The organism is Microbacterium sp. AC132 (assembly GCF_979258525.1).
The window spans coordinates 1572670-1591613 of the sequence record NZ_OZ409862.1; the positions used below are offsets into that span (position 1 = coordinate 1572670).

The 18944-nt window shown below is 67.5% G+C and carries 21 protein-coding genes and 2 tRNA genes; 11 read left to right on the top strand and 12 right to left on the bottom strand.

Features of this window, described 5'->3' with window-relative positions:
* The first annotated feature begins 6 nt into the window (after positions 1-6).
* The 5 genes from ACZZZQ_RS07385 to pknB are packed head-to-tail and all read left to right on the top strand — an operon-like array spanning position 7 to position 7637.
* The gene (locus ACZZZQ_RS07385; RefSeq protein ID WP_053098271.1) at positions 7-1302 is read left to right on the top strand and encodes a PP2C family protein-serine/threonine phosphatase; all 1296 of its coding nucleotides are present in this window, start codon (positions 7-9) and stop codon (positions 1300-1302) included.
* Positions 1299-2684, top strand: coding sequence for an FtsW/RodA/SpoVE family cell cycle protein (locus ACZZZQ_RS07390; protein ID WP_072590403.1), 1386 nt, complete (start codon positions 1299-1301; stop codon positions 2682-2684). The genes ACZZZQ_RS07385 and ACZZZQ_RS07390 overlap by 4 nt, the downstream gene beginning before the upstream one ends.
* A 1-nt stretch (position 2685) precedes the next feature.
* Complete coding sequence (locus tag ACZZZQ_RS07395; protein ID WP_056275724.1) at positions 2686-4140, top strand: peptidoglycan D,D-transpeptidase FtsI family protein; 1455 nt, start codon at positions 2686-2688, stop codon at positions 4138-4140.
* Positions 4137-5888: a serine/threonine-protein kinase gene (locus ACZZZQ_RS07400; RefSeq protein ID WP_053098268.1), complete on the top strand. Its 1752-nt coding sequence runs from the start codon at positions 4137-4139 to the stop codon at positions 5886-5888. Before ACZZZQ_RS07395 ends, ACZZZQ_RS07400 begins: the two co-directional genes overlap by 4 nt.
* Before the next feature lie 54 nt (positions 5889-5942).
* Positions 5943-7637, top strand: coding sequence for a Stk1 family PASTA domain-containing Ser/Thr kinase (gene pknB / locus ACZZZQ_RS07405; protein ID WP_053098267.1), 1695 nt, complete (start codon positions 5943-5945; stop codon positions 7635-7637).
* Here pknB and ACZZZQ_RS07410 read toward each other — a convergent pair.
* The 3 genes from ACZZZQ_RS07410 to ACZZZQ_RS07420 are packed head-to-tail and all read right to left on the bottom strand — an operon-like array spanning position 7616 to position 9252.
* Positions 7616-8284: an anthranilate synthase component II gene (locus tag ACZZZQ_RS07410; RefSeq protein WP_230101134.1), complete on the bottom strand. Its 669-nt coding sequence runs from the start codon at positions 8282-8284 to the stop codon at positions 7616-7618. The two genes, pknB and ACZZZQ_RS07410, sit on opposite strands and share 22 nt — an antisense overlap.
* Positions 8281-8436, bottom strand: a complete 156-nt coding sequence (locus ACZZZQ_RS07415; RefSeq protein ID WP_167947501.1) for a hypothetical protein — start codon at positions 8434-8436, stop codon at positions 8281-8283. Before ACZZZQ_RS07415 ends, ACZZZQ_RS07410 begins: the two co-directional genes overlap by 4 nt.
* Before the next feature lie 21 nt (positions 8437-8457).
* Positions 8458-9252, bottom strand: a complete 795-nt coding sequence (locus ACZZZQ_RS07420) for a class E sortase (protein WP_072590401.1) — start codon at positions 9250-9252, stop codon at positions 8458-8460.
* Between the two features lie 86 nt (positions 9253-9338).
* Between ACZZZQ_RS07420 and ACZZZQ_RS07425 the strand changes: the two genes are divergently transcribed.
* Complete coding sequence (locus ACZZZQ_RS07425) at positions 9339-9578, top strand: cell division protein CrgA (protein ID WP_042541028.1); 240 nt, start codon at positions 9339-9341, stop codon at positions 9576-9578.
* Between the two features lie 145 nt (positions 9579-9723).
* On the opposite strand, the gene ACZZZQ_RS07430 is transcribed toward ACZZZQ_RS07425, so the two are convergent.
* Positions 9724-10626, bottom strand: a complete 903-nt coding sequence (locus tag ACZZZQ_RS07430) for a rhomboid family intramembrane serine protease (protein ID WP_053098263.1) — start codon at positions 10624-10626, stop codon at positions 9724-9726.
* Positions 10627-10647: 21 nt separating this feature from the next.
* Positions 10648-11205, bottom strand: coding sequence for a peptidylprolyl isomerase (locus tag ACZZZQ_RS07435; protein ID WP_053098262.1), 558 nt, complete (start codon positions 11203-11205; stop codon positions 10648-10650).
* 145 nt (positions 11206-11350) lie between these two features.
* Here ACZZZQ_RS07435 and ACZZZQ_RS07440 point away from each other — a divergent pair, with 145 nt between their 5' ends.
* A complete protein-coding gene (locus ACZZZQ_RS07440; RefSeq protein WP_053098260.1) occupies positions 11351-11851 on the top strand; it encodes a hypothetical protein in 501 nt (166 codons plus the stop codon).
* A gap of 50 nt (positions 11852-11901) precedes the next feature.
* On the top strand, positions 11902-12363 hold the full coding sequence (locus ACZZZQ_RS07445; RefSeq protein ID WP_053098258.1) for an aminoacyl-tRNA deacylase: 462 nt from the start codon (positions 11902-11904) through the stop codon (positions 12361-12363).
* 1 nt (position 12364) lies between these two features.
* On the opposite strand, the gene ACZZZQ_RS07450 is transcribed toward ACZZZQ_RS07445, so the two are convergent.
* Positions 12365-12787, bottom strand: coding sequence for an NUDIX hydrolase (locus tag ACZZZQ_RS07450; RefSeq protein ID WP_230101137.1), 423 nt, complete (start codon positions 12785-12787; stop codon positions 12365-12367).
* 189 nt (positions 12788-12976) lie between these two features.
* Between ACZZZQ_RS07450 and ACZZZQ_RS07455 the strand changes: the two genes are divergently transcribed.
* The 3 genes from ACZZZQ_RS07455 (at position 12977) to ACZZZQ_RS07465 (ending at position 15253) form a co-directional block, all read left to right on the top strand.
* Positions 12977-13426: a DUF1801 domain-containing protein gene (locus ACZZZQ_RS07455; RefSeq protein WP_056275709.1), complete on the top strand. Its 450-nt coding sequence runs from the start codon at positions 12977-12979 to the stop codon at positions 13424-13426.
* Positions 13427-13469: 43 nt separating this feature from the next.
* Positions 13470-14585: a M24 family metallopeptidase gene (locus ACZZZQ_RS07460; RefSeq protein WP_463507258.1), complete on the top strand. Its 1116-nt coding sequence runs from the start codon at positions 13470-13472 to the stop codon at positions 14583-14585.
* Positions 14586-14737: 152 nt separating this feature from the next.
* A complete protein-coding gene (locus ACZZZQ_RS07465; RefSeq protein ID WP_463507259.1) occupies positions 14738-15253 on the top strand; it encodes a DUF3253 domain-containing protein in 516 nt (171 codons plus the stop codon).
* A 22-nt stretch (positions 15254-15275) separates the two neighbouring features.
* Here the strand turns inward: ACZZZQ_RS07465 and ACZZZQ_RS07470 are convergent, their stop codons facing one another.
* From ACZZZQ_RS07470 to ACZZZQ_RS07495, 6 genes are all read right to left on the bottom strand, one after another.
* Complete coding sequence (locus ACZZZQ_RS07470; protein WP_400339377.1) at positions 15276-15557, bottom strand: hypothetical protein; 282 nt, start codon at positions 15555-15557, stop codon at positions 15276-15278.
* A gap of 232 nt (positions 15558-15789) precedes the next feature.
* Positions 15790-15862, bottom strand: a tRNA-Ala gene (locus ACZZZQ_RS07475).
* Positions 15863-15888: 26 nt separating this feature from the next.
* Positions 15889-15962 (bottom strand) — tRNA-Ile (locus tag ACZZZQ_RS07480).
* 85 nt (positions 15963-16047) lie between these two features.
* Entirely contained in the window at positions 16048-16989 is a 942-nt protein-coding gene (locus ACZZZQ_RS07485) for a DUF4097 family beta strand repeat-containing protein (protein ID WP_463507260.1), read from the bottom strand.
* The gene (locus tag ACZZZQ_RS07490) at positions 16986-17672 is read right to left on the bottom strand and encodes a LuxR C-terminal-related transcriptional regulator (RefSeq protein WP_053098247.1); all 687 of its coding nucleotides are present in this window, start codon (positions 17670-17672) and stop codon (positions 16986-16988) included. Before ACZZZQ_RS07490 ends, ACZZZQ_RS07485 begins: the two co-directional genes overlap by 4 nt.
* Entirely contained in the window at positions 17660-18928 is a 1269-nt protein-coding gene (locus ACZZZQ_RS07495; RefSeq protein ID WP_463507261.1) for a sensor histidine kinase, read from the bottom strand. The genes ACZZZQ_RS07490 and ACZZZQ_RS07495 overlap by 13 nt, the downstream gene beginning before the upstream one ends.
* Positions 18929-18944: the final 16 nt, after the last annotated feature.

An 18944-nucleotide genomic window follows, 5' to 3' on the forward strand; every position in this document is an offset into this window, starting at 1 on the left:
CCCGGCATGGTCTTCGAAGGCTCGAGCGCCGCGATCTCCCACACCGGGAAGGTCCGCTCCAACAACCAGGATTCCGGTTACTCCGGGGCGAATCTCTTCGTCGTCGCCGACGGCATGGGCGGTCACGCCGGCGGTGACGTCGCCTCGAGCATCGCGATCCACCGGATGGAGCCGCTCGACCAGCCGTACTCGTCGGTCGACGACGCACAGGCCTCTCTGCAGGCCGCCGCGACCACCGCGGCCGGCGATCTGATCCGCGCCGCCAAGGACCGTCCCGAGCTCGCCGGACTCGGCACCACGCTCAGCGCCGTCATCATGGTCGACGACTACGCGGTCATCGGCCACATCGGCGACTCGCGCATCTACCTCTACCGCGATGACGCGGTGACGCAGATCACGGCCGACCACACCTTCGTGCAGCGACTCGTCGACTCGGGCCGCATCACCCCCGAAGAGGCGCGATACCACCCGCGTCGCTCGGTGCTCATGCGCGTGCTGAGCGACATGGACGCCGATCCCGAGCTCGACATGTTCGTGATGCACACCCAGCCGGGCGACCGCTGGCTGCTGTGCTCCGACGGCCTCTCGGGCGTCGTCGACGAGGCGCACATCCTCAAGGCGATGCGCATGGGCATGGCGCCTGGCCGCACGGCCGACAACCTGCTCAAGCAGGCGCTCGACGGCGGAGCCCCCGACAACGTGACGATCGTCCTCGTCGAGGTCGGCGGTCAGCACGCGATGCACTCCGGCACGGCGACGATCGTCGGCTCGGCATCGAACCCCGCCAACGTGACCGTTCCTCCGGTGCGCGCGCCCCGCGGCAACTGGCTGCACCCGGTACGCCAGGCCGCGAACGAGCCCAGCCACTTCGAGCCGGCCCCCGAATACCTCGAAGAGCTCATCGAAGAGGACCGTCGACGCGCCAAGCGCCGCCGTCTCGGATGGATCGCCGGGATGCTGGTGGTCGTCGCGATGCTCGTGTTCGCCGCCTTCGCCGCCTACAGCTGGACGCAGACGCGCTACTTCGTCGGCGCCGACGACGACAGTGTCGTGATCTACCAGGGCGTGCAGCAGAACATCGGCCCGATCACCCTGTCGACTCCGCTCCGCGACACCGACATCCTGCTCGCCAACCTCCCGCCGTACCAACGTGATTCCGTGGAGCGCACGATCACGGCGCGGTCGTTCTCGGATGCCGAGGCCATCGTCGCGCGACTCCAGGCCGGCGCCGACCGCGTGATCGGCGAGACCCCGCTGCCCACTCCCCTGCCCACCGCGACGCCGACGGAGGACGCAGGATGACCACCGACGTCACGGCCGACACCAGCGTCATCAAGGCCCTCAAGAGAATGCGGATGCCGCAGACGCAGCGCAACCGCGAGTTCTGGCTGCTGCTCTTCGCCGTCGCTCTCAGTGGCGGCGCTCTCACGCTCGTGCAGCTCGGTGCTCTCGGTCTGATCGACCCCATGATCCTGGCGATCGGCGGTGGCCTCGCCGTTCTGGCCTTCGCCGTGCACTTCGTGCTGCGTGCCGTCGCGTCGGCCGCCGACCCGTTCCTGCTGCCGATCGCCACGCTGCTGACCGGCCTCGGCATCGCGATGATCTATCGCATCGACATCGCGAAGTCCCTCACGGGGTGGGACGCCTACTCGACGAAGCAGCTCGCGTGGACGGGCATCTCCCTCGCCGGGGCGATCGCGTGCGTGATCCTGCTGCGCAACTACCGGGTGCTGTTCCGCTACACCTACATCTTCGGCCTCTCCGGCATCCTGCTCCTGCTGCTCCCCTTCGTCCCGGGCCTGCGCATCCCCGATGCGAACGCCCAGGTCTGGGTGTCGCTCGGCGGCATGTTCGCCTTCCAGCCCGGCGAGCTCGCCAAGATCTGCCTCGCGATCTTCTTCGCGGGCTATCTCGTGCGCACGCGGGAGAGCCTGACGTCTGTCGGCACGAAGTTCCTCGGCATCATGTGGCCGCGCATGCGCGAACTCGGACCGGTTCTGGTGGTGTGGGCGATCTCGCTCGGCATCATCGTCATCCAGCGCGACCTCGGAACCGGAACCCTGATCTTCGGCATGTTCGTCGCGATGCTCTACGTCGCGACCGGCAAGACCAGCTGGGTGCTCATCGGCCTCGCCCTCGTGGCTGCGGGTGTCGCGGTGGCGACACAGATCCTCAGCTACGTGCAGGGCCGCTTCGTCAACTGGCTGTTCCTCTTCGACCCCGAGAAGGTCGACCCCGACGGCGCCGGCTTCCAGCCCATGCAGGGCCTGTTCGGGCTGGCGCACGGCGGCCTTCTCGGCACGGGCTGGGGTCAGGGACGCCCCGACGTCACGCCCCTCGCCCACAGCGACTACATCATCACGAGCCTCGGCGAGGAGATCGGCCTGATCGGGCTGTTCGCGATCCTCTGCCTCTACATGGTCTTCGTGAGCCGTGGCGTGCGCATCGGACTGGCGGGTCAGGACGACTTCGGCAAGCTGCTCGCCATCGGCCTCTCGTTCACCATCGCGCTGCAGGTGTTCATCATGGTCGGCGGCGTGACGAGGGTCATCCCGCTGACCGGTCTGACCACGCCGTTCCTCGCCGCCGGTGGATCCTCGCTCATCGCCAACTGGCTGATCGTGGCCATCCTGCTGCGCATCTCCGACGGCGTCCGCAGCCAACCCCGGGCGGTGATCGGCTGACATGACCAAAGAACTCCGCCGTCTCAGCATCGTGATGCTGTTCATGTTCCTGTCGCTGTTCGCCGCGACCAGCTGGATCCAGGTCGTCGAGGCCGACGCCCTCGGGCAGAACCCGAACAACAGGCGCACGCTCCTCGACAGCTACGAGATCCAGCGCGGGTCGATCATCGTCGACGACGTCGCGATCGCCTCCTCGACCCCCTCGGACGACCGCTACCAGTTCCAGCGCGTCTACACGGATGCCGCGATGTGGGCCCCTGTCACCGGGTACTTCAACCCGGCGCTGCAGTCAGCGACCGGCATCGAGCGGGCGATGAACGCCGACCTGTCGGGAACGGGATCGAGCGCCTTCTTCGCCGAGATCGAGCGGATCCTCTCGGGTCAGCCGCAGAGCGGATTCAGCGTCGAGCTGACCCTCGACACGGCCGCGCAGCGCGCCGCATACGACGCTCTGCAGGGCCTCAACGGCGCGGTCGTCGCGATCGAGCCGAAGACCGGGCGCATCCTCGCACTGGTGTCGACCCCCGGGTTCGACACCAACCAGCTCGCGACGCACGACGCGGATGCCGCGAACGCGACCTACGACCAGCTCGACGAAGACCCCACGAAACCCCTCTCGAACCGAGCGATCGCCGGCGACCTCAACCCTCCCGGCTCGACGTTCAAGCTCGTCGTGGCGGCCGCGGCCTACGCGTCGGGCAACTGGACGCCCGACTCGACGCTCCCGAACCCGGCCCGCTATCAGCTGCCCGGCTCGACGAACACGGTCGCGAACGCCTGGGGCGGCACGTGCGGCAGCGGAGACACCGTGTCGATCTCCGAAGCCATCCGCCTGAGCTGCAACATCCCGATGGCCGAGCTCGCCGTCGAGCTCGGCGATGACGCGATCCGCGAGATGGCGGAGAAGTTCGGCTTCAACCGGAGCTTCTCGACGCCGCTCGAATCGACTCCGTCGAGCTACCCGCGTGCCCTCGACGACGCGCAGACCGCCCTCACCGGATTCGGCCAGGGACAGGTCACCGCGACGCCGCTGCAGATCGCGATGGTGGCGGCCGGCATCGCGAACGACGGCGTCGTGATGAACCCCCGTCTGGTCGACACGGTGATCGGCAACGACCTCTCGGTCATCCGTTCGTACGACGACACCCAGTTCGGTCAGACGACCGATGCGACGATCGCCGATCAGATCACGGCGTCGATGGTCGCGAGCGTCTCAAACGGCGCTGCGCAGGGTGCAAGAATAGACGGGGTCGATGTGGCGGGGAAGACCGGCACGACCGAGAACGATAACAAGCCGTACACGTTGTGGTTCACCGGTTTCGCGCCGGCGGACGACCCCGAGGTGGCAGTAGCGGTCCTCGTCGAAGACGGCGGTGGACAAGGGCAGTCAGGATCCGGCGACACCATCGCCGCTCCGATTGCAAAGAAGGTCATAGAGGCGGTGCTGGGCAGATGAGACCGACGCAGGGTGTGTCGTTCGGTGGTCGCTACGAGCTGCAGTCGCGTATTGCGATCGGCGGCATGGGCGAGGTGTGGGAGGCGACGGATCACGTCATCGGTCGCACCGTGGCCATCAAGATCCTCAAGGACGAGTACATGGGGGACCCCGGGTTCCTCGAGCGGTTCCGCGCTGAGGCGCGCCATGCCGCACTCGTCAACCACGAGGGCATCGCGAGCGTCTTCGACTACGGCGAGGAGAACGGCAGCGCCTACCTCGTCATGGAGCTCGTTCCCGGCGAGGCCCTCTCGACCGTGCTCGAGCGCGACGGCGCCCTGAGCGCCGACAAGACCCTCGACATCGTCGCGCAGACGGCATCCGCTCTGCAGGCTGCGCATGCGGCAGGTCTCGTGCACCGTGACATCAAGCCGGGAAACCTGCTGATCACGCCTGACGGCCGCGTCAAGATCACGGACTTCGGCATCGCCCGCATCGCCGACCAGGTGCCGCTGACGGCCACCGGCCAGGTCATGGGCACCGTGCAGTACCTCTCGCCCGAGCAGGCGTCGGGGCACCCGGCGTCACCGGCGACCGACACGTACTCGCTCGGCATCGTCGCCTACGAGTGCCTCGCAGGCAAGCGGCCCTTCACGGGTGAATCGCAGGTCGCGATCGCGATGGCGCAGATCAACGAGCAGCCTCCGCCGCTGCCGCCGACCGTGCCTATCCCGGTGCAGAACCTCGTCATGGCGATGATCGCCAAGAAGCCCGCCGACCGCCCGTCGTCGTCGGCGACCGTGGCACGCGCCGCCCAGGCTCTGCGCCGAGGCGACCTGAACTCCGCTGCCATCGCGGTGCCGGCCATCGCGACCGGTGGTGTCGCCTCCGACGACGCCACCCGGCTGCTCACCGCATCGGGCGACGACGGCACGACGCGCATCCTCCCCACGACGGCCCAGCTGCCCACCGGCGAGCAGGCCGAGGAGGAAGCCGAGAAGAAGAAGAAGCGCAGCCCCTGGACGTGGCCGCTGATCGCTCTCATCGCACTGCTCGTGATCGTGCTCGGTGGAACCGTGTTCGCCCTGATGAATCAGGGCGACCCGGATCCCGAGCCGACCCAGTCGGAGACCGTGTCGCAGACCCCGAAGCCGACACCGACCGAGACCGAGACGCCCGAGCCCGAGCTCGTGGACGTCGATGCTCTCGGTCTCGTGGGGATGCAGTGCGATGCCGCGCAGACCGCTGCCGCCAACGCCGGACTCCAGGCCGAGTGCGTGGTGGGCAACACCATCGCTCCCAACGCGAACCAGGTCGGCACGGTCGAGTCCGTTCAGCCCGGCGGCAACGTTCCCGAGGGCACGGCCATCACGCTGACGACCTTCAAGGAGCAGGTGAAGGTGGGCAAGCCCTCGGGCACCCCGACCATCGCCGGCACCGCCACCGAGGGCGAGCCCGTGACCCTCAACTGGCCGAGCTTCGAGTGCCCCTCGGGCACCCCGGCGCGATCGGCCTTCGAGGTGACGCTCACCAACGCGACGTTCTCCGGCGGCAACGCCGGCGAGTCCATCCGCAGCTTCGGACCCAGCGTGCTCTCGACGCAGATCGTCCCCGGCACGGCCGGACAGTCGATCACCGCCACGTTCCGCGTCTTCTGCGGCAGCGACATGCCGTCCGAGCAGTCGGATGCCATGCCGGGCGTCGTCATCCTGCCCGCCGCGCCGGGCGCCGATGAAGGCGACGCAGACGGCGGAGACTCAGGCGAATAACCCGCTCCCGCCGTAGGCTGGAGCATCCACAAGGTCGTATCAGGGGGTCACTACGTGTCGACAGAGCCACGCGTTCTCGCGGGTCGCTATCGCGTCGACGAGCTCATCGGGCACGGCGGCATGGCGAAGGTGTACCGCGGGTACGATCTGACGCTCGGTCGTGCGGTGGCGATCAAGATCCTCGACCCCGAGCTGGCTCGCGACAACGCGTTCCGCACGCGATTCCGTCTCGAGGCCCAGTCCGCCTCTCGCATGTCGCACCCGTCGATCGTCCGCGTCTACGACGCCGGCGACCCCTCGACGACCGACAGCAGCACGGATGAGCCTCCGTACATCATCATGGAGCTGATCAGCGGCACGCTGCTGAAGGACATCATCGCCAAGGGCCCGGTGCCCGTCGACGATGCCGTGCGCTATGTCGACGGCATCCTCGAGGCGCTGGACTACTCGCATCGTGCGGGTGTCGTGCACCGCGACATCAAGCCGGGCAACGTGATGGTGACCGACAAGGGCCAGGTCAAGGTCATGGACTTCGGGATCGCCCGAGCCGTGTCCGACTCATCATCGACGGTCGCCGAGACCACCCAGATCATCGGCACCGCGGCATACTTCTCACCCGAGCAGGCCAAGGGCGAACCGGTCGACGCACGCGCCGACCTCTACTCGACCGGCGTCGTGCTCTATGAACTGCTCACCGGCCGTCAGCCGTTCCGCGGCGAATCCCCTGTGGCCGTCGCCTACCAGCACGTCAGCGAGACTCCGGTCCCTCCGACCGAGGTGAACGAGGACTCCCCCGGCGCGCTCGACCCGATCGTCCTGCGCGCGCTGGCCAAGGATCCCTACCAGCGATACCCGGATGCCGCGCACTTCCGCGCTGCGCTCGACTCGGCGGTCTCCGGCCACGCGCCGAGCCGCAAGGAGCTCGGCGCGCTCACGAGCGAGCTGTACGGACCGAATCCGCGTGCCGCGCAGGAGACCGCCCGGTCGCTCCGCCAGCTGAGCACCGACACCACCATGGCTCGCACGCAGTCGGGTCCGCCCGTCGCGTGGATCTGGGCGGGTGTGGCACTGCTCGCCGTGCTTCTCGCCTCGGTGCTGTTCTGGGTCTGGACGCTCAGCATGCGCCCGGACGACGTGCCGTCGAGCTCGCGCGTGGTGCCTGATCTCGTCAATGTCTCGTCCGAGCGCGCCCAGGATGATCTCGGCAAGCTCGATCTCACCTCGAAGCTGGTGCTCGAGTCCAGCAACGACATCGTCGAGGGCAACGTGACCCGCACAGACCCTGCGTCCGGCACCGCCGTGAGCGAGGGCGATTCCGTGACGGTCTACGTGTCCTCCGGCAAGGAGACGGTGGTCGTCCCGATGCTCGAGGGCCTGTCTTTGACGGCCGCCAAGGACGCACTCGCGGCGGCAGGGCTCGAACTGGGCACGGTCATCCAGCGCAACGACAAGGGTCTGGCGGCCGAGACGGTGATGGAGGCCAGCGAGGCGGCCGACACCGAGGTCGCACCGCAGACCATCGTGAATCTCGTCGTCGCGAGCGGCCGGGTCACCCTCACCGACGTCACCGGGTGGACGATGGAAGCGGCTCAGGCTGAGCTCGAACGCATCGGCCTCACGCCCAGTCCGGTCGAGCTGATCGACTGCACGCCGACCGAACCGCCCACCGTGTCGTCGATGTCGGCCGCGCCGGGAGACGTGGCGATCGGCTCGACGGTCGAACTGCGCTACTGCGTCGCCGCCGGCTGATCCACACGAGCGTCGGGTCCCGACAGCGGGTGCAGTGCCGCTGAGCGTGCCACGGCATGTGCGTCGCCGCACAGTTCGAGCCAGTTGGCGAGCAGACGGTATCCGCCTTCGGTCAGCACGCTCTCGGGGTGGAACTGCACCCCGAGTATGGGCAGACGGGTGTGCTCCAGTGCCATGACGGTGCCGCTCGCGGTGCGCGCTGTGACGGCCACGTCAGCCGGCAGGTCGGTCTCCGCGAGAGCGAGGGAGTGATATCTGCCCGCGTCGAACGGCGACGGGATGCCGGCGAAGAGCGCTGATCCGTCGTGCGTGACCGGCGACACCATGCCGTGCATCAGCTCAGGCGCCTCTGAAACGGTGGTGCCGAACGCGGCGCCGATCACCTGATGCCCCAGGCAGACGCCGAGAAGTGGCATCCGGATCCTCGCGGCGAGCCGCACGGCGTCGACGGAGACGCCGGCATCGTCAGGGGTGCCCGGGCCGGGAGAGAGCAGCAGCGCGTCGAAGTCCGGCAGCATCACCGCGAGTTCAGCGGCATCGATGGTATCCGCCTCGATCAGCGCGACGTCGGCACCGAGCTCGCGCAGGTACCCCACGAGCGTGTGCACGAAGCTGTCGTGGTTGTCCACGACGAGCACGCGGGTCATTCGAGGTCGACCTCACCCGGGGTGATCAGCGGGCTCACCCAGGGGAATACGTACCAGAAGAGCCCGTAGAGCACCGCTGCGACGAGCACGAGGAGGATGAAGAGCTTCAGCCACCACGGGCCGGGGAGGATGCGCCAGAGTGCGGCGTACATGGGTCGTCTCTTTCCGTTCGGCTAGATCGACGGCGCGGCCGGCGGAGGCGGTGGATCGGTGAGCGCGGCGGGCGGACCCTCGGCGCGGGGCTGGAAGCTCTCGTACACGCCGTAGGCGACGATGCGCTCGGCGAGGGAGTACAGCGGCGAACAGGCGGTCAGCGTGATGTACTTCTCCCCCGTCGCGACGCCGGGCATCTGCGGCACATCGAGCAGCACGTCCGTCTGCGTGGGCTTGACGTACTCCAGCGTCCGGAAGCGGTACGTGAACCATCCGTCAGGCGTCTCGACGACGATCGCGTCGCCGACCTGGAGCTTGTCGAGCTGGTTGAAGGGCTTGCCCCAGGTGGTGCGGTGGCCGGCCATCGCGAAGTTGCCGACCTCACCGGGCATCTTCGAGTCGGTGTAGACGCCGATCCCGAGCTTGTCGAGCGTGCGCGCGCGCGTCGTACCGCCGTAGATGCCGACGTTGTACTCGGCACCGAAGCGCGGCACGTGCATCTGGCCGAGAAGCTCGGTGTCGGCCGGAGCGGCGGGGATCACGGGCTCGAAGACTGTCGCTCCGTCGTCGGTCTCGACGACCGGTGGGAGCTCGGGAGTGGGTGCGTTCGCCCATTCCTGCGAGACCGCCGCACCCTCTTCGTTCTTCTGGGCCGCGATGATGATGTCGCCGATCCACATCTGCCACGCGACGAAGAGAAGCACGATCACTCCACCCGTGAGCAGCAGCTCGCCGAGCACGCTGGTGAAGGTCGCGCGCGACCGGGGGCGGCGGCGGTGTGCACGTCGCTCCCCCGAGACGACGGATGCAGTCATGGCGACATGCTATCCGCCAGACCTGTACTCACGCCCTGCGGCCCTGGTTTTCCGCGCGATATGACACTCTTGGGTACACTGTGGGAATGGCACGCGACCGCAAGACCGAAGAACCCGAAGCTCCGCGCAGCGAAGGCGAAGCCGCACCCAACGCCGTGTGGTTCAAGCCGGTGATGGTCGGCTTCATGCTCCTCGGTCTCGTGTGGATCCTCGTGTTCTACATCTCGGGCATGCAGTTCCCGATCCCGGGGCTCGACAACTGGAACCTTGCGATCGGCCTGGGCATCGCCCTGATCGGCTTCCTGATGACCACACGCTGGCGCTGACGCCCGCCCCACCGATATCGAAGAAGGCCCCTCTCGCGCTGGCGAGAGGGGCCTTCTTCTGAGTTATCCACAGGTTATCCCCAACATGGGGAGAATTACACAGATGTTATTCACATCGGTCAACAACCCTGTTAACAACTTCTGATCAGGAGTAAACCGTCGTGATCAGGAACGGTACCAACAGGGCGACGATCAGGACGAGCGCGACGACGACGGCAACGAGCAGCACGATCTGTAGCGTCCGCTGCTCACGCCGTCGGGTCCTCGTGAGGATGAACGCCACGAGCGCACCGACGATCGCCCCGCCGAGGTGCGCCTGCCAGGCGATGTTCTGAGAGAACACGAAGCCGACGACGAAGTTGATGCCGAGGATCACGAGGATGCCGGTCACGTTCGCGCCGATGTGCCGTCCGATGATCAGCAGGGCGGCCATCAGGCCGAAGATCGCACCGGAGGCGCCCACCGTCGCGGTTCCGGGCGCGAGCAGTGCGACGGCGACGGAACCGCCGAGTCCGCTGATCAGGTACAGCGACAGGAAGCGGATTCGGCCGAGCATCGGTTCGAGACTCTGACCCAGCATCCACAGCGCGAGCATGTTGAGCGCGAGATGCAGGAAACCGCCATGCACGAACACCGCGGTGAGAAGCCGCCACGGTTCGAACGGCATGAGCGACAGATCCGGATACAGATAGCCCGCCGCGAAGAGCAGCTGGCCCGTGATCGCCTGGCCCACTCCCGGGATGAGCTGAAGGAGCCCGATGAACGACGTGATCGCCAGCAGCGAGTAGGTGACGACGGGCTTGCCGCTGCCACGCGAGGCGAGTGCGGCGCCGCGCCCGCCCCAGCGACGCTCGGCGCGCTTCTGGGCGGGACTGCGGTTCTTTCGCTCTGCGGCCATGCACTCGGGGCAGATGACCCCGACAGCCGCCTGCGTCTGGCATTCGGGGCAGATCGTGCGCAGGCACCGCTGACAGAGCACGAAGCTCTGCCGATCCGGATGCCGGTAGCAGAAGTTGTCGCGGTTGTCCGCGAACTCAGGCGTCGTCATCCGGATCGGCCAGCGTCGGCGTCAGGCCGCGACGATGTCGATCGACTGCAGCACGACCGGCTCGATGGGACGGTCGCCCGCAGCCGTCGGCACAGCGGCGATCGCGTCGACGACAGCCTTGGAGGCGTCATCGGCGACCTCGCCGAAGATCGTGTGCTTGCCCTGGAGCCAGGGGGTGGGGTCGGTCGTGATGAAGAACTGCGAGCCGTTGGTGCCCTCGGCCTTGCCCGTGATGGCGTTGCGACGCAGACCGGCGTTGGCCATGGCGAGGATGTAGGGCTCGTTGAAGTTGAGCTCCATGTTGATCTCGTCGTCGAAGTTGTATCCGGGGCCTCCGACGCCCTGTCCGAGCGGGTCGCCGCCCTGGATCATGAAGTTCGGGATGATGCGGTGGAAGATGACGTCCTTGTAGAGGGCACCCTCGCCCGGCTTGCCGGTGGCGGGGTGCGTCCACTCCTGGGTGCCGTCGGCGAGGCCGACGAAGTTCTTGACCGTCTTCGGGGCGTGGTCGCCGAAGAGGTTGATGACGATGTCACCGTGGTTGGTGTGCAGGGTTGCGACATGAGAAGCGTGAGCCATGGGTCCATTCTCGCAGAGCTTCCCATGAGTTGGCCCGCGTCTAGCGCTCATCGGCCTCCGACGCAAGGGTTCGGCGATTCCCTCGCCCCATACACGGTCGCGTGGCAAGATGGGGAATCCGTACTCCAATCGACAGGAGAGCATCGTGAGCATCAGCCGCAAGCGGAAGAAGGAGCTGCGTCGTCTTCAGAACGACGCCAACCAGCTCTGGGAGAACCAGCAGGTCCTCGTCGGCCACGCCGCCGACGTCGCGCGTGAAGCCGGACGTCAGCTCGGCCACTTCGGTCGCGAGCAGGTCGGTCCTGTCGTCCAGGACACCTACAACCGTCGCGTCGCACCGGTCGTCGACCGCGGCGTCCGCTTCGGTCACCACGTGGTGGACGACAAGGTCGTCCCCATCGTCGGCGGAGTCGTCGGCACCGCGCTCACCGCGTGGGATGTCGCGAACGCCAAGCGCGAAGGCGTCGTGAAGAAGGTCAGGAAGGCCACTCAGCCCGAGCCGAAGGGCCCGAGCGTCGGTTCGGTCATCGCCCTGATCCTCGGAGTCGCCGCAGCGGCCGGCGTTCTCTACGCCGCGTGGCAGGCACTGCGCGCAGACGACGAGCTCTGGGTCGCCGACGACCCGCTCTCCGCACCTGACGCGTGACCTCGACATCGGAGCCCCCGGCCACTGAGCCGGGGGATCTCCATGCCCGGGTGAGGGACGCCGCAGCGGCTCGCGGACTCGATATCGAGATCCGCGAGCGTCCTGCCGCCCGCAGTCTCTTCGAGGCGGCTGAGCTGCTCGGCATCCCGCCCTCCGGCATCGTCAAGACGCTCGTCGTCAAGCGGTCGGACGACACGTACCTCTTCGCGCTGGTTCCCGGCGGCAGGTCGATCTCGTGGCCGAAGCTGCGTGCGGTCGTCGGAGTGAACAAGCTCCGCCTGCCCGAGCCGGATCTCGCCCTCGCGGCGACCGGCTACGAGCGCGGAACAATCGTGCCCATCGGCAGCACCACGGACTGGCCGGTCTTCGCCGACGAGTCGATCGTCGGGCAGCGGATCGCCATGGGTGCCGGCGCTCACGGCTACAGCCTCTTCGTCGACGCCGATGACCTCATCGCCGCGTACGGTGCCACAGTCGCCGACATCTCGGTGCCCGAAGAGGCCCGCGACTGAGTCAGAGGATGCCGGCCATCCGTAGCGAGATGTCGACCAGCTTGACCCTCTGCAGTTCCTTCACGGCTTTCAGTGGGAACCACTCAGCCATGTCGGTCGAGCCATCGGCCTCGAACGTCAGCTTCCCGCCCGTCACCGACGCCCGGTAGACGATGCGCAGGGTGTGCAGAGGCTGATCCGACTGGTTCACCCGCTGGCTCGCCGGGATCACCCTCGAATGAATGCCCAGCAGCTCGCCGACCTTGACCGTGTAGCCGGTCTCCTCGCGCAGCTCACGCCGCACGGCGTCCTCGGGAGCCTCACCCGGTTCCAGCCCTCCGCCGGGCATCGTCCATGCCACTCGACGACCCTCGGTCCAGCGCGCGAGAAGTATGCGACCGTCGTCATCGGTGACGACCGCGTATGCCGCGACCCGCATATCCATGCGTCCACCATAGTGGCCGGGGTTCCGCCAGGGTACGCGCGTGACGATCCTGGACGAAACCTCGCCTCGAGAGGCGTCCGGCTCGTCACGCTCGACCCCGAGACATCGATCACGAATCAAGAAGCACAGCAGTGCGCCGCATCCGTAGTGTGAGATTCATCGCAGATCACACAGTGAAAGGAGTCGGCCATGGCTGACAACGAGAAGAACTTCAGTGCCGAAGAGCGCGAGGCGATGAAGGAGGCCGCGGCCGACAAGCGCAAGTCTCGGTCTCGTGCCAAGAAGACCCCGGAAGAGGTGCGGGCCGAGGGTGTCGCAGACCTCGAGGCGGCGATCGCGAAGCTTCCCGATGACAATGATCGAGAGCTGTCGAAGGCGCTCCACGACCTCGTGACCGAGGTCGCTCCCGAGCTCATGCCGCGGACGTATTACGGCATGCCCGCTTGGGGCAAGGACGGCAAGGTGCTCTGCTTCTTCCAGCCGGCCAGCAAGTTCAAGGTCAGGTACGGCACATTCGGTTTCGAGCCGATCTCGAACCTCGACGACGGCACGATGTGGCCGACCGCATACGCGCTGCTCGATCTCTCTGCCGCGAACCGCAAGGTTCTCACCGAGCGCATCCGCCTCGCCGTCAGCTGAGTCGCCGTTCCCGGGGAACGGCCGGCGCAGTAGCGTGGATGCCGTGAGCACACCGCCGTTCCCCGCCTCCGTGTACGCCGCTCGACTCGACCGCGCAGCAGCGCTTGCCGCTGACGCCGGTCTCGACGGGATAGTGGTGGGTCCTGGCCCTGATCTGGAGTATCTGGTCGGCGTCGAGGGAGACACGATCGAGCGCCTCACCGCACTCGTGCTCGGACCCGGCATCGCTCCCACCGTCATCGTGCCGCGCATGGAGTTGGCGAAGGTCAGGACCACGGCGGTGGGTGAGCTCGGCCTCGCCGTCTCCGACTGGGTCGATGGACAGAATCCCTACGACCTCGTGGCCGCCGCCCTGGGCGCGGTCACGCGAGTGGGAGTTTCAGACGCTCTGCCGGCGTTGCACGTGATCCCGCTCTCCGATCGGATCGACGTGCGCGTCGAGCTCGCCACCCCGGTGCTGCGTGAGGGCCGCATGATCAAGGATGCTGAAGAGGTCGCCGAGCTCCGGCGTGCCGGCTCCGCGATCGACGCCGTGCATCGTCGAGTGCCCGAGTGGCTGCGGGCGGGGCGCACCGAGCGCGAGGTGGCGGCCGACATCGCTGAGGCCATCGTGGCCGAGGGCCACCGCACCGTCGAGTTCGTCATCGTCGGCTCGGGACCCAACGGCGCGGATCCCCACCACGAGGTGTCCGACCGCGTGATCGAGGACGGAGACGTCGTCGTCGTCGACATCGGCGGCGCCGTGCCAAGCGGCTACAACTCCGACAGCACCCGCACCTACGTGGTCGGCACACCCGACAGTGAAGCCGCCGATCGCATCGCCGTGCTCGTCCGCGCTCAGCAGGCCGCTGTCGACGCCGTGCGCCCCGGCGCGACGGCCGAGGCTGTCGATGCCGCGGCGCGGTCCGTACTCGCCGAGGCGGGGCTCGGCGAGGCCTTTCTGCACCGCACGGGTCACGGCATCGGCGTCTCGGTACACGAAGAGCCCTACATCGCGCCCGGCAACGATCTCGTGCTGCGCGAGGGCATGGCGTTCAGCATCGAGCCCGGGATCTACTTCGCGGGCCGATGGGGTGCACGCATCGAGGACATCGTCGTCGTGACAGCCGACGGGTGCGAGCGTCTCAACGTCGCCCCGCACGACCTGCGCGCCGTCTGACCCGACCGAGAGCAGTTCGGGAGGAGATCCGCACACGGGAGGGCGCTTGTCCGTCGACTCGTCCTCCGCATCGCAGATCTCCTCCCGATCGGGGGTACCCAGGTCCGGTCAAGCCCCTGGTCGACCTGATCATGGTCGGTTTGACTGGCGGCATGACCTCGGACGACAGCGCGAATGGCAGCGGTGCGAGCGGCCCGGAGCGCACGCCCGACGGTCATCACGTCGTCATCAATGGCCGGCGGTGGCGCGCGACCGACCCCTCGATCCCCGAGACTTTCCGCCAGGAGCTGGTCAACGAGCTGATGGCTGCGCGGCGCGCGGTGAAGGCGCACGAGCCGGACGCACGACGTCGGGTGCAGGACGCGAAGACCGCGCTCGGGGAACGAGGGGCGCCCTGGTGGGAGGACCGCACCGGAGACGACTTCGACGAGAGGATCGCGGCCGCGATGCGCGCGCTCATCCGCAAGCGGGGCGAGTCTTCGATCTGTCCGAGTGACGTCGCCCGGACTGTGGGCGGGGACTCGTGGCGCTCGACCATGTCGGACGTCCGCCGAATCGCGGCTGCACTGGCCGAGCGCGATGAGATCGTCGTGACGCAGAAGGGCGAGAAGGTGTCCATCGACGACGCCAGAGGCCCGGTGCGGATGGTCCGCGGCCCGAACCTCTGATCACCCGCTCAGACGCGTGGAGTCAGAGCTCGTCGTAGAGACCGGTGTACGGGAAGTCGACGTCACCGGTGTCGCGGGGGTCATATGCCACAGTCGCCACACTGATCGTCACTTGCGTCGTCGGGGTGATGAGCACGCTGACTGCCCGGTTGCCGACGACGACCATGTCGACGAAGGTGCCGGCGGTCTTCGTGGCTGACTCGATACGTTCTCGCAGATCATCGATGTTCTGATCCTGGGCGAGCAGGTAGCTCGATCCATCGAACACGATCTCGGTCTGGATCATCGTCTCCCCGTCGGTCATGCCAGCACGCTACGCCCTCGACCTGAGAATTCGGAGGGGGGTTGATATCTAGGAGGTCTAGTGAGAGGCGGGTGCCGCATCGCCCTCGTTGTTAACAGGTCCATCCACAGCTGTGCACTCAGATGGCACCGCGCGAGCAGTTGTTAACAGGGTTGTTAACACCTGTGGAGACATGCGAAAACGAGAAGGCCCCGCACATGGCGGGGCCTTCTCGAACTGTCTCAACACAGTGTGGAGCCTAGGAGATTCGAACTCCTGACATCCTGCTTGCAAAGCAGGCGCTCTACCAACTGAGCTAAGGCCCCGTGAGGGTATTCATTTAGTTGAGGAGTGGGCCCACCAGGACTTGAACCTGGGACCTCTTCATTATCAGTGAAGCGCTCTAACCGCCTGAGCTATGGGCCCGTCAACCTCCGAAACTTTACCGGAGATTTCCCGAAATACCCAATCGAGGGCGAGGGCACCGGCGCGCCCTCGCCCTCGATCGGAATCAGCGGCCCGGACGGATCGTCACACTGCCTGCCGCAAGTGTGACGTCGATCGTGTTCCGGGTGCCGGATGACTGATCGACCTTCGCGTCGAGCGATCCGGCACTGACGTCCTGGATGATCGAGTACGACTCATCCGGAACCGTGAGATCGACCGAGCCCGCGCTCACGTCGATCGTCGTCTCAGACGGTGCCCGGCCCGTCAGCTCGACGGTGAGGTCGCCCGCCGACACACTGAGATCGGCCGCGTCGACGCCGTCGAGCATCGCATCGGCACGACCCGCGCTCATGTCGATGCTGAGGCTGCTCGCCGCACCCTCGACATCGAGCGCACCGGCGTTGACGGTGACGTCGAGGGCGCCGAAGTCTCCGACCACATCGAGGCTGCCCGCATCGAGAGTGAGGTCGGCATCGAGCTGCGCGTCGCTCAACTCTTCGGGCAGGGTCAGCACCGCCGACTGGTCGTCACCGAACCACTCGCCGAACCACCATCCGAATCGGAACTCCGGGCTGCGGACGATCAGCTCGTCACCCTCGCGCTCGAGTCTCCAGGCGGGGCCGCGAGCGTTCGTCACTGCCAGCTCGGCCTCATCGACGTCACCGAACTCGATGCGCATGTTGCCGGCATCCACGTCGAGGTCGAGCGTGTCGATGCCGGACGCGTCCTCGGTCAGCACGGCGTCGCTGCCCTGAGTGGAGGCCATCATGCTGCCGGTGGCGGCGACAGCCGCCGACCCGCCCGCTCCGAGGAGCGCGATGCCGCCGACGATCGCCGTGACGATCATGATCGCCGTCGTCCCCGAAGAGCGGCCGGCATCGGCCGGTGCCGCCTGCGCCTGCTCGGGCGCCGGTGCCGGTGTGGGCTCCTGTCCCTGCGGCGCGGACGCCGGCGGGGGAGTGAGGGGCGTGTGCCCGCCCTGGTAGTCGTCGTTGTTCGTGGTCATCGTCCCAGTCCTGTCTGTCCGGTCGGCGTCGTGCCGCCCGTGTTCTCGATGTGTGCCAGGGCCGCCAGCACGCGTCGGTTGCCCGACTCGCCCTGTTCGAAGCCGAGCTTCTGGAAGATCGCGGTGATGTGCTTCTCGACGCTCGCCTCCGAGAGGAAGAGCAGACCGGCGATGGCCTGGTTCGACTTGCCCTCGGCGATCAGTGCGAGCACGGTCCGTTCGCGCTCGGTGAGACGCTGCATCCGGTCGTCGCGGTTGCGGCGGGTGAGCAGCTGAGCCACCACCTCGGGGTCGAGCACGGTGGCACCCTCGGAGATCCGCTGCACGGAGGCGAGGAACTCAGAGACGTCGGCGACCCTGTCCTTGAGCAGATATCCCAGGGGCCCTCCCTGTGCGGCGATGAGGTCCGACGCATACCGCTCCTCGACGTACTGAGAGAGCACGAGCAGCGGAAGCGCGGGATTGGTGTCCCGGAGTCCGAGCGCCGCGCGGATGCCCTCGTCGGTGAAGGTCGGGGGGAGCCGTACGTCGAGGATGCACAGCTCGGGATCCGTCTCGATGACGGCCTCGCTGAGACCGCTGGTGTCGGGAAGAGCCGCGACCACACTGTGTCCGGCGTCCTCGAGCAGTCGCACGAGTCCCTCGCGCAGCAGGACGGAGTCCTCGCAGATCAGGATGCGCATGGCACGTTCACCTCCAGGCTGGTCGGTCCGCCGACGGGGCTCTCGAGGCGGAAGGTTCCGCCCGCTGCGAGGATGCGATTCGCGATGCCGTCGAGGCCTCCGCCGGGCTGCACCTGGGCGCCGCCCATGCCGTTGTCCTCGACGCGGGCCCAGAGCATCCCTCCGTCGCGGAGGCGGACAGTGACACGCGCCTCGCTGGCCCGCGAGTGCTTCGCGGCGTTGGTGAGCGACTCGGCGATCGAGAAGTAGACAGCGGCTTCGGCCTCACGGCTGCAGCGGCCGTCCATGCGCACATCGAGATGCACGGGGATGTGCGAGCGGCCGGCGAGGGCGGACAGCGCCGCGTCCAGGCCCCGGTCGTCGAGGACCGATGCATGGATGCCACGGGCCAGCTGACGCAGCTCGGTGATCGCGGCCTTGGTCGAGGTGTGCGCCTCGGCGATCAGCTCCTTCGCGGCATCCGGGTCGTTGTCGATCTTCTGCTGGGCGAGCCCCAGGGTCATGCCCACCGATACGAGTCGCGGTTGGACGCCGTCGTGCAGGTCACGCTCGATACGTGTGCGTTCGACATCCGCGGCACGTACAGCGCCCTCACGCTGAGCAGTGCTGGTGCGCACTCGCTCGGTGAGCTCGGCCTCGCGGCTGCGAACGACGATGGCGAGTGAGAGCACGCGGTTGAGGAGCGCCAGTCCGATCATTCCGGCGAGGCACGCGGCGACTCCGAGGATCCCGATGAGCGGTGCCCACGCGGGGTCGATGCCGCCCCCGCCGAACGGACCCATCACGGCATCCGTTCCCGTGAGAGGAGCGAACGAGATGGCGATCGACCAGACGAGGCCGAAGGCGAGCCGCAGCACGATCCAGCCGAGAACGGCGGTGATCGCGAAGTTCGCGAGGGCCCTCCACATGCGGCCGTCGATGGCCTGGCGGCCGAGCGAGCGGAGCCAGCCCGCGAACCCGGGGCGATCCCGAGGGCGCCATCTGAGCGGCGTGATGGGCGACCTGTAGAGAGCGCTGACTCGCGCGACCTCGAACCAGCCGACGCCGAACAGGGCGTACACGAGCCCGACGAGCAGCACGATGCCGACGCCCGCCGCGAAGAGCAGGCCGAGGCCGGTGCCGAGGAGTCCGGAAAGAGTCGCGAAGATGAAGCCGCCGATGACTCCGATTCCCGCGAGATGCAGGATAGAGAGCACGATGCGCAACGGCGGCTTCGTGGCCGTCGCCGGTGGTGGCGTGGCAGTGTGTGTCGTCATGGTTCAAAGGTACGGC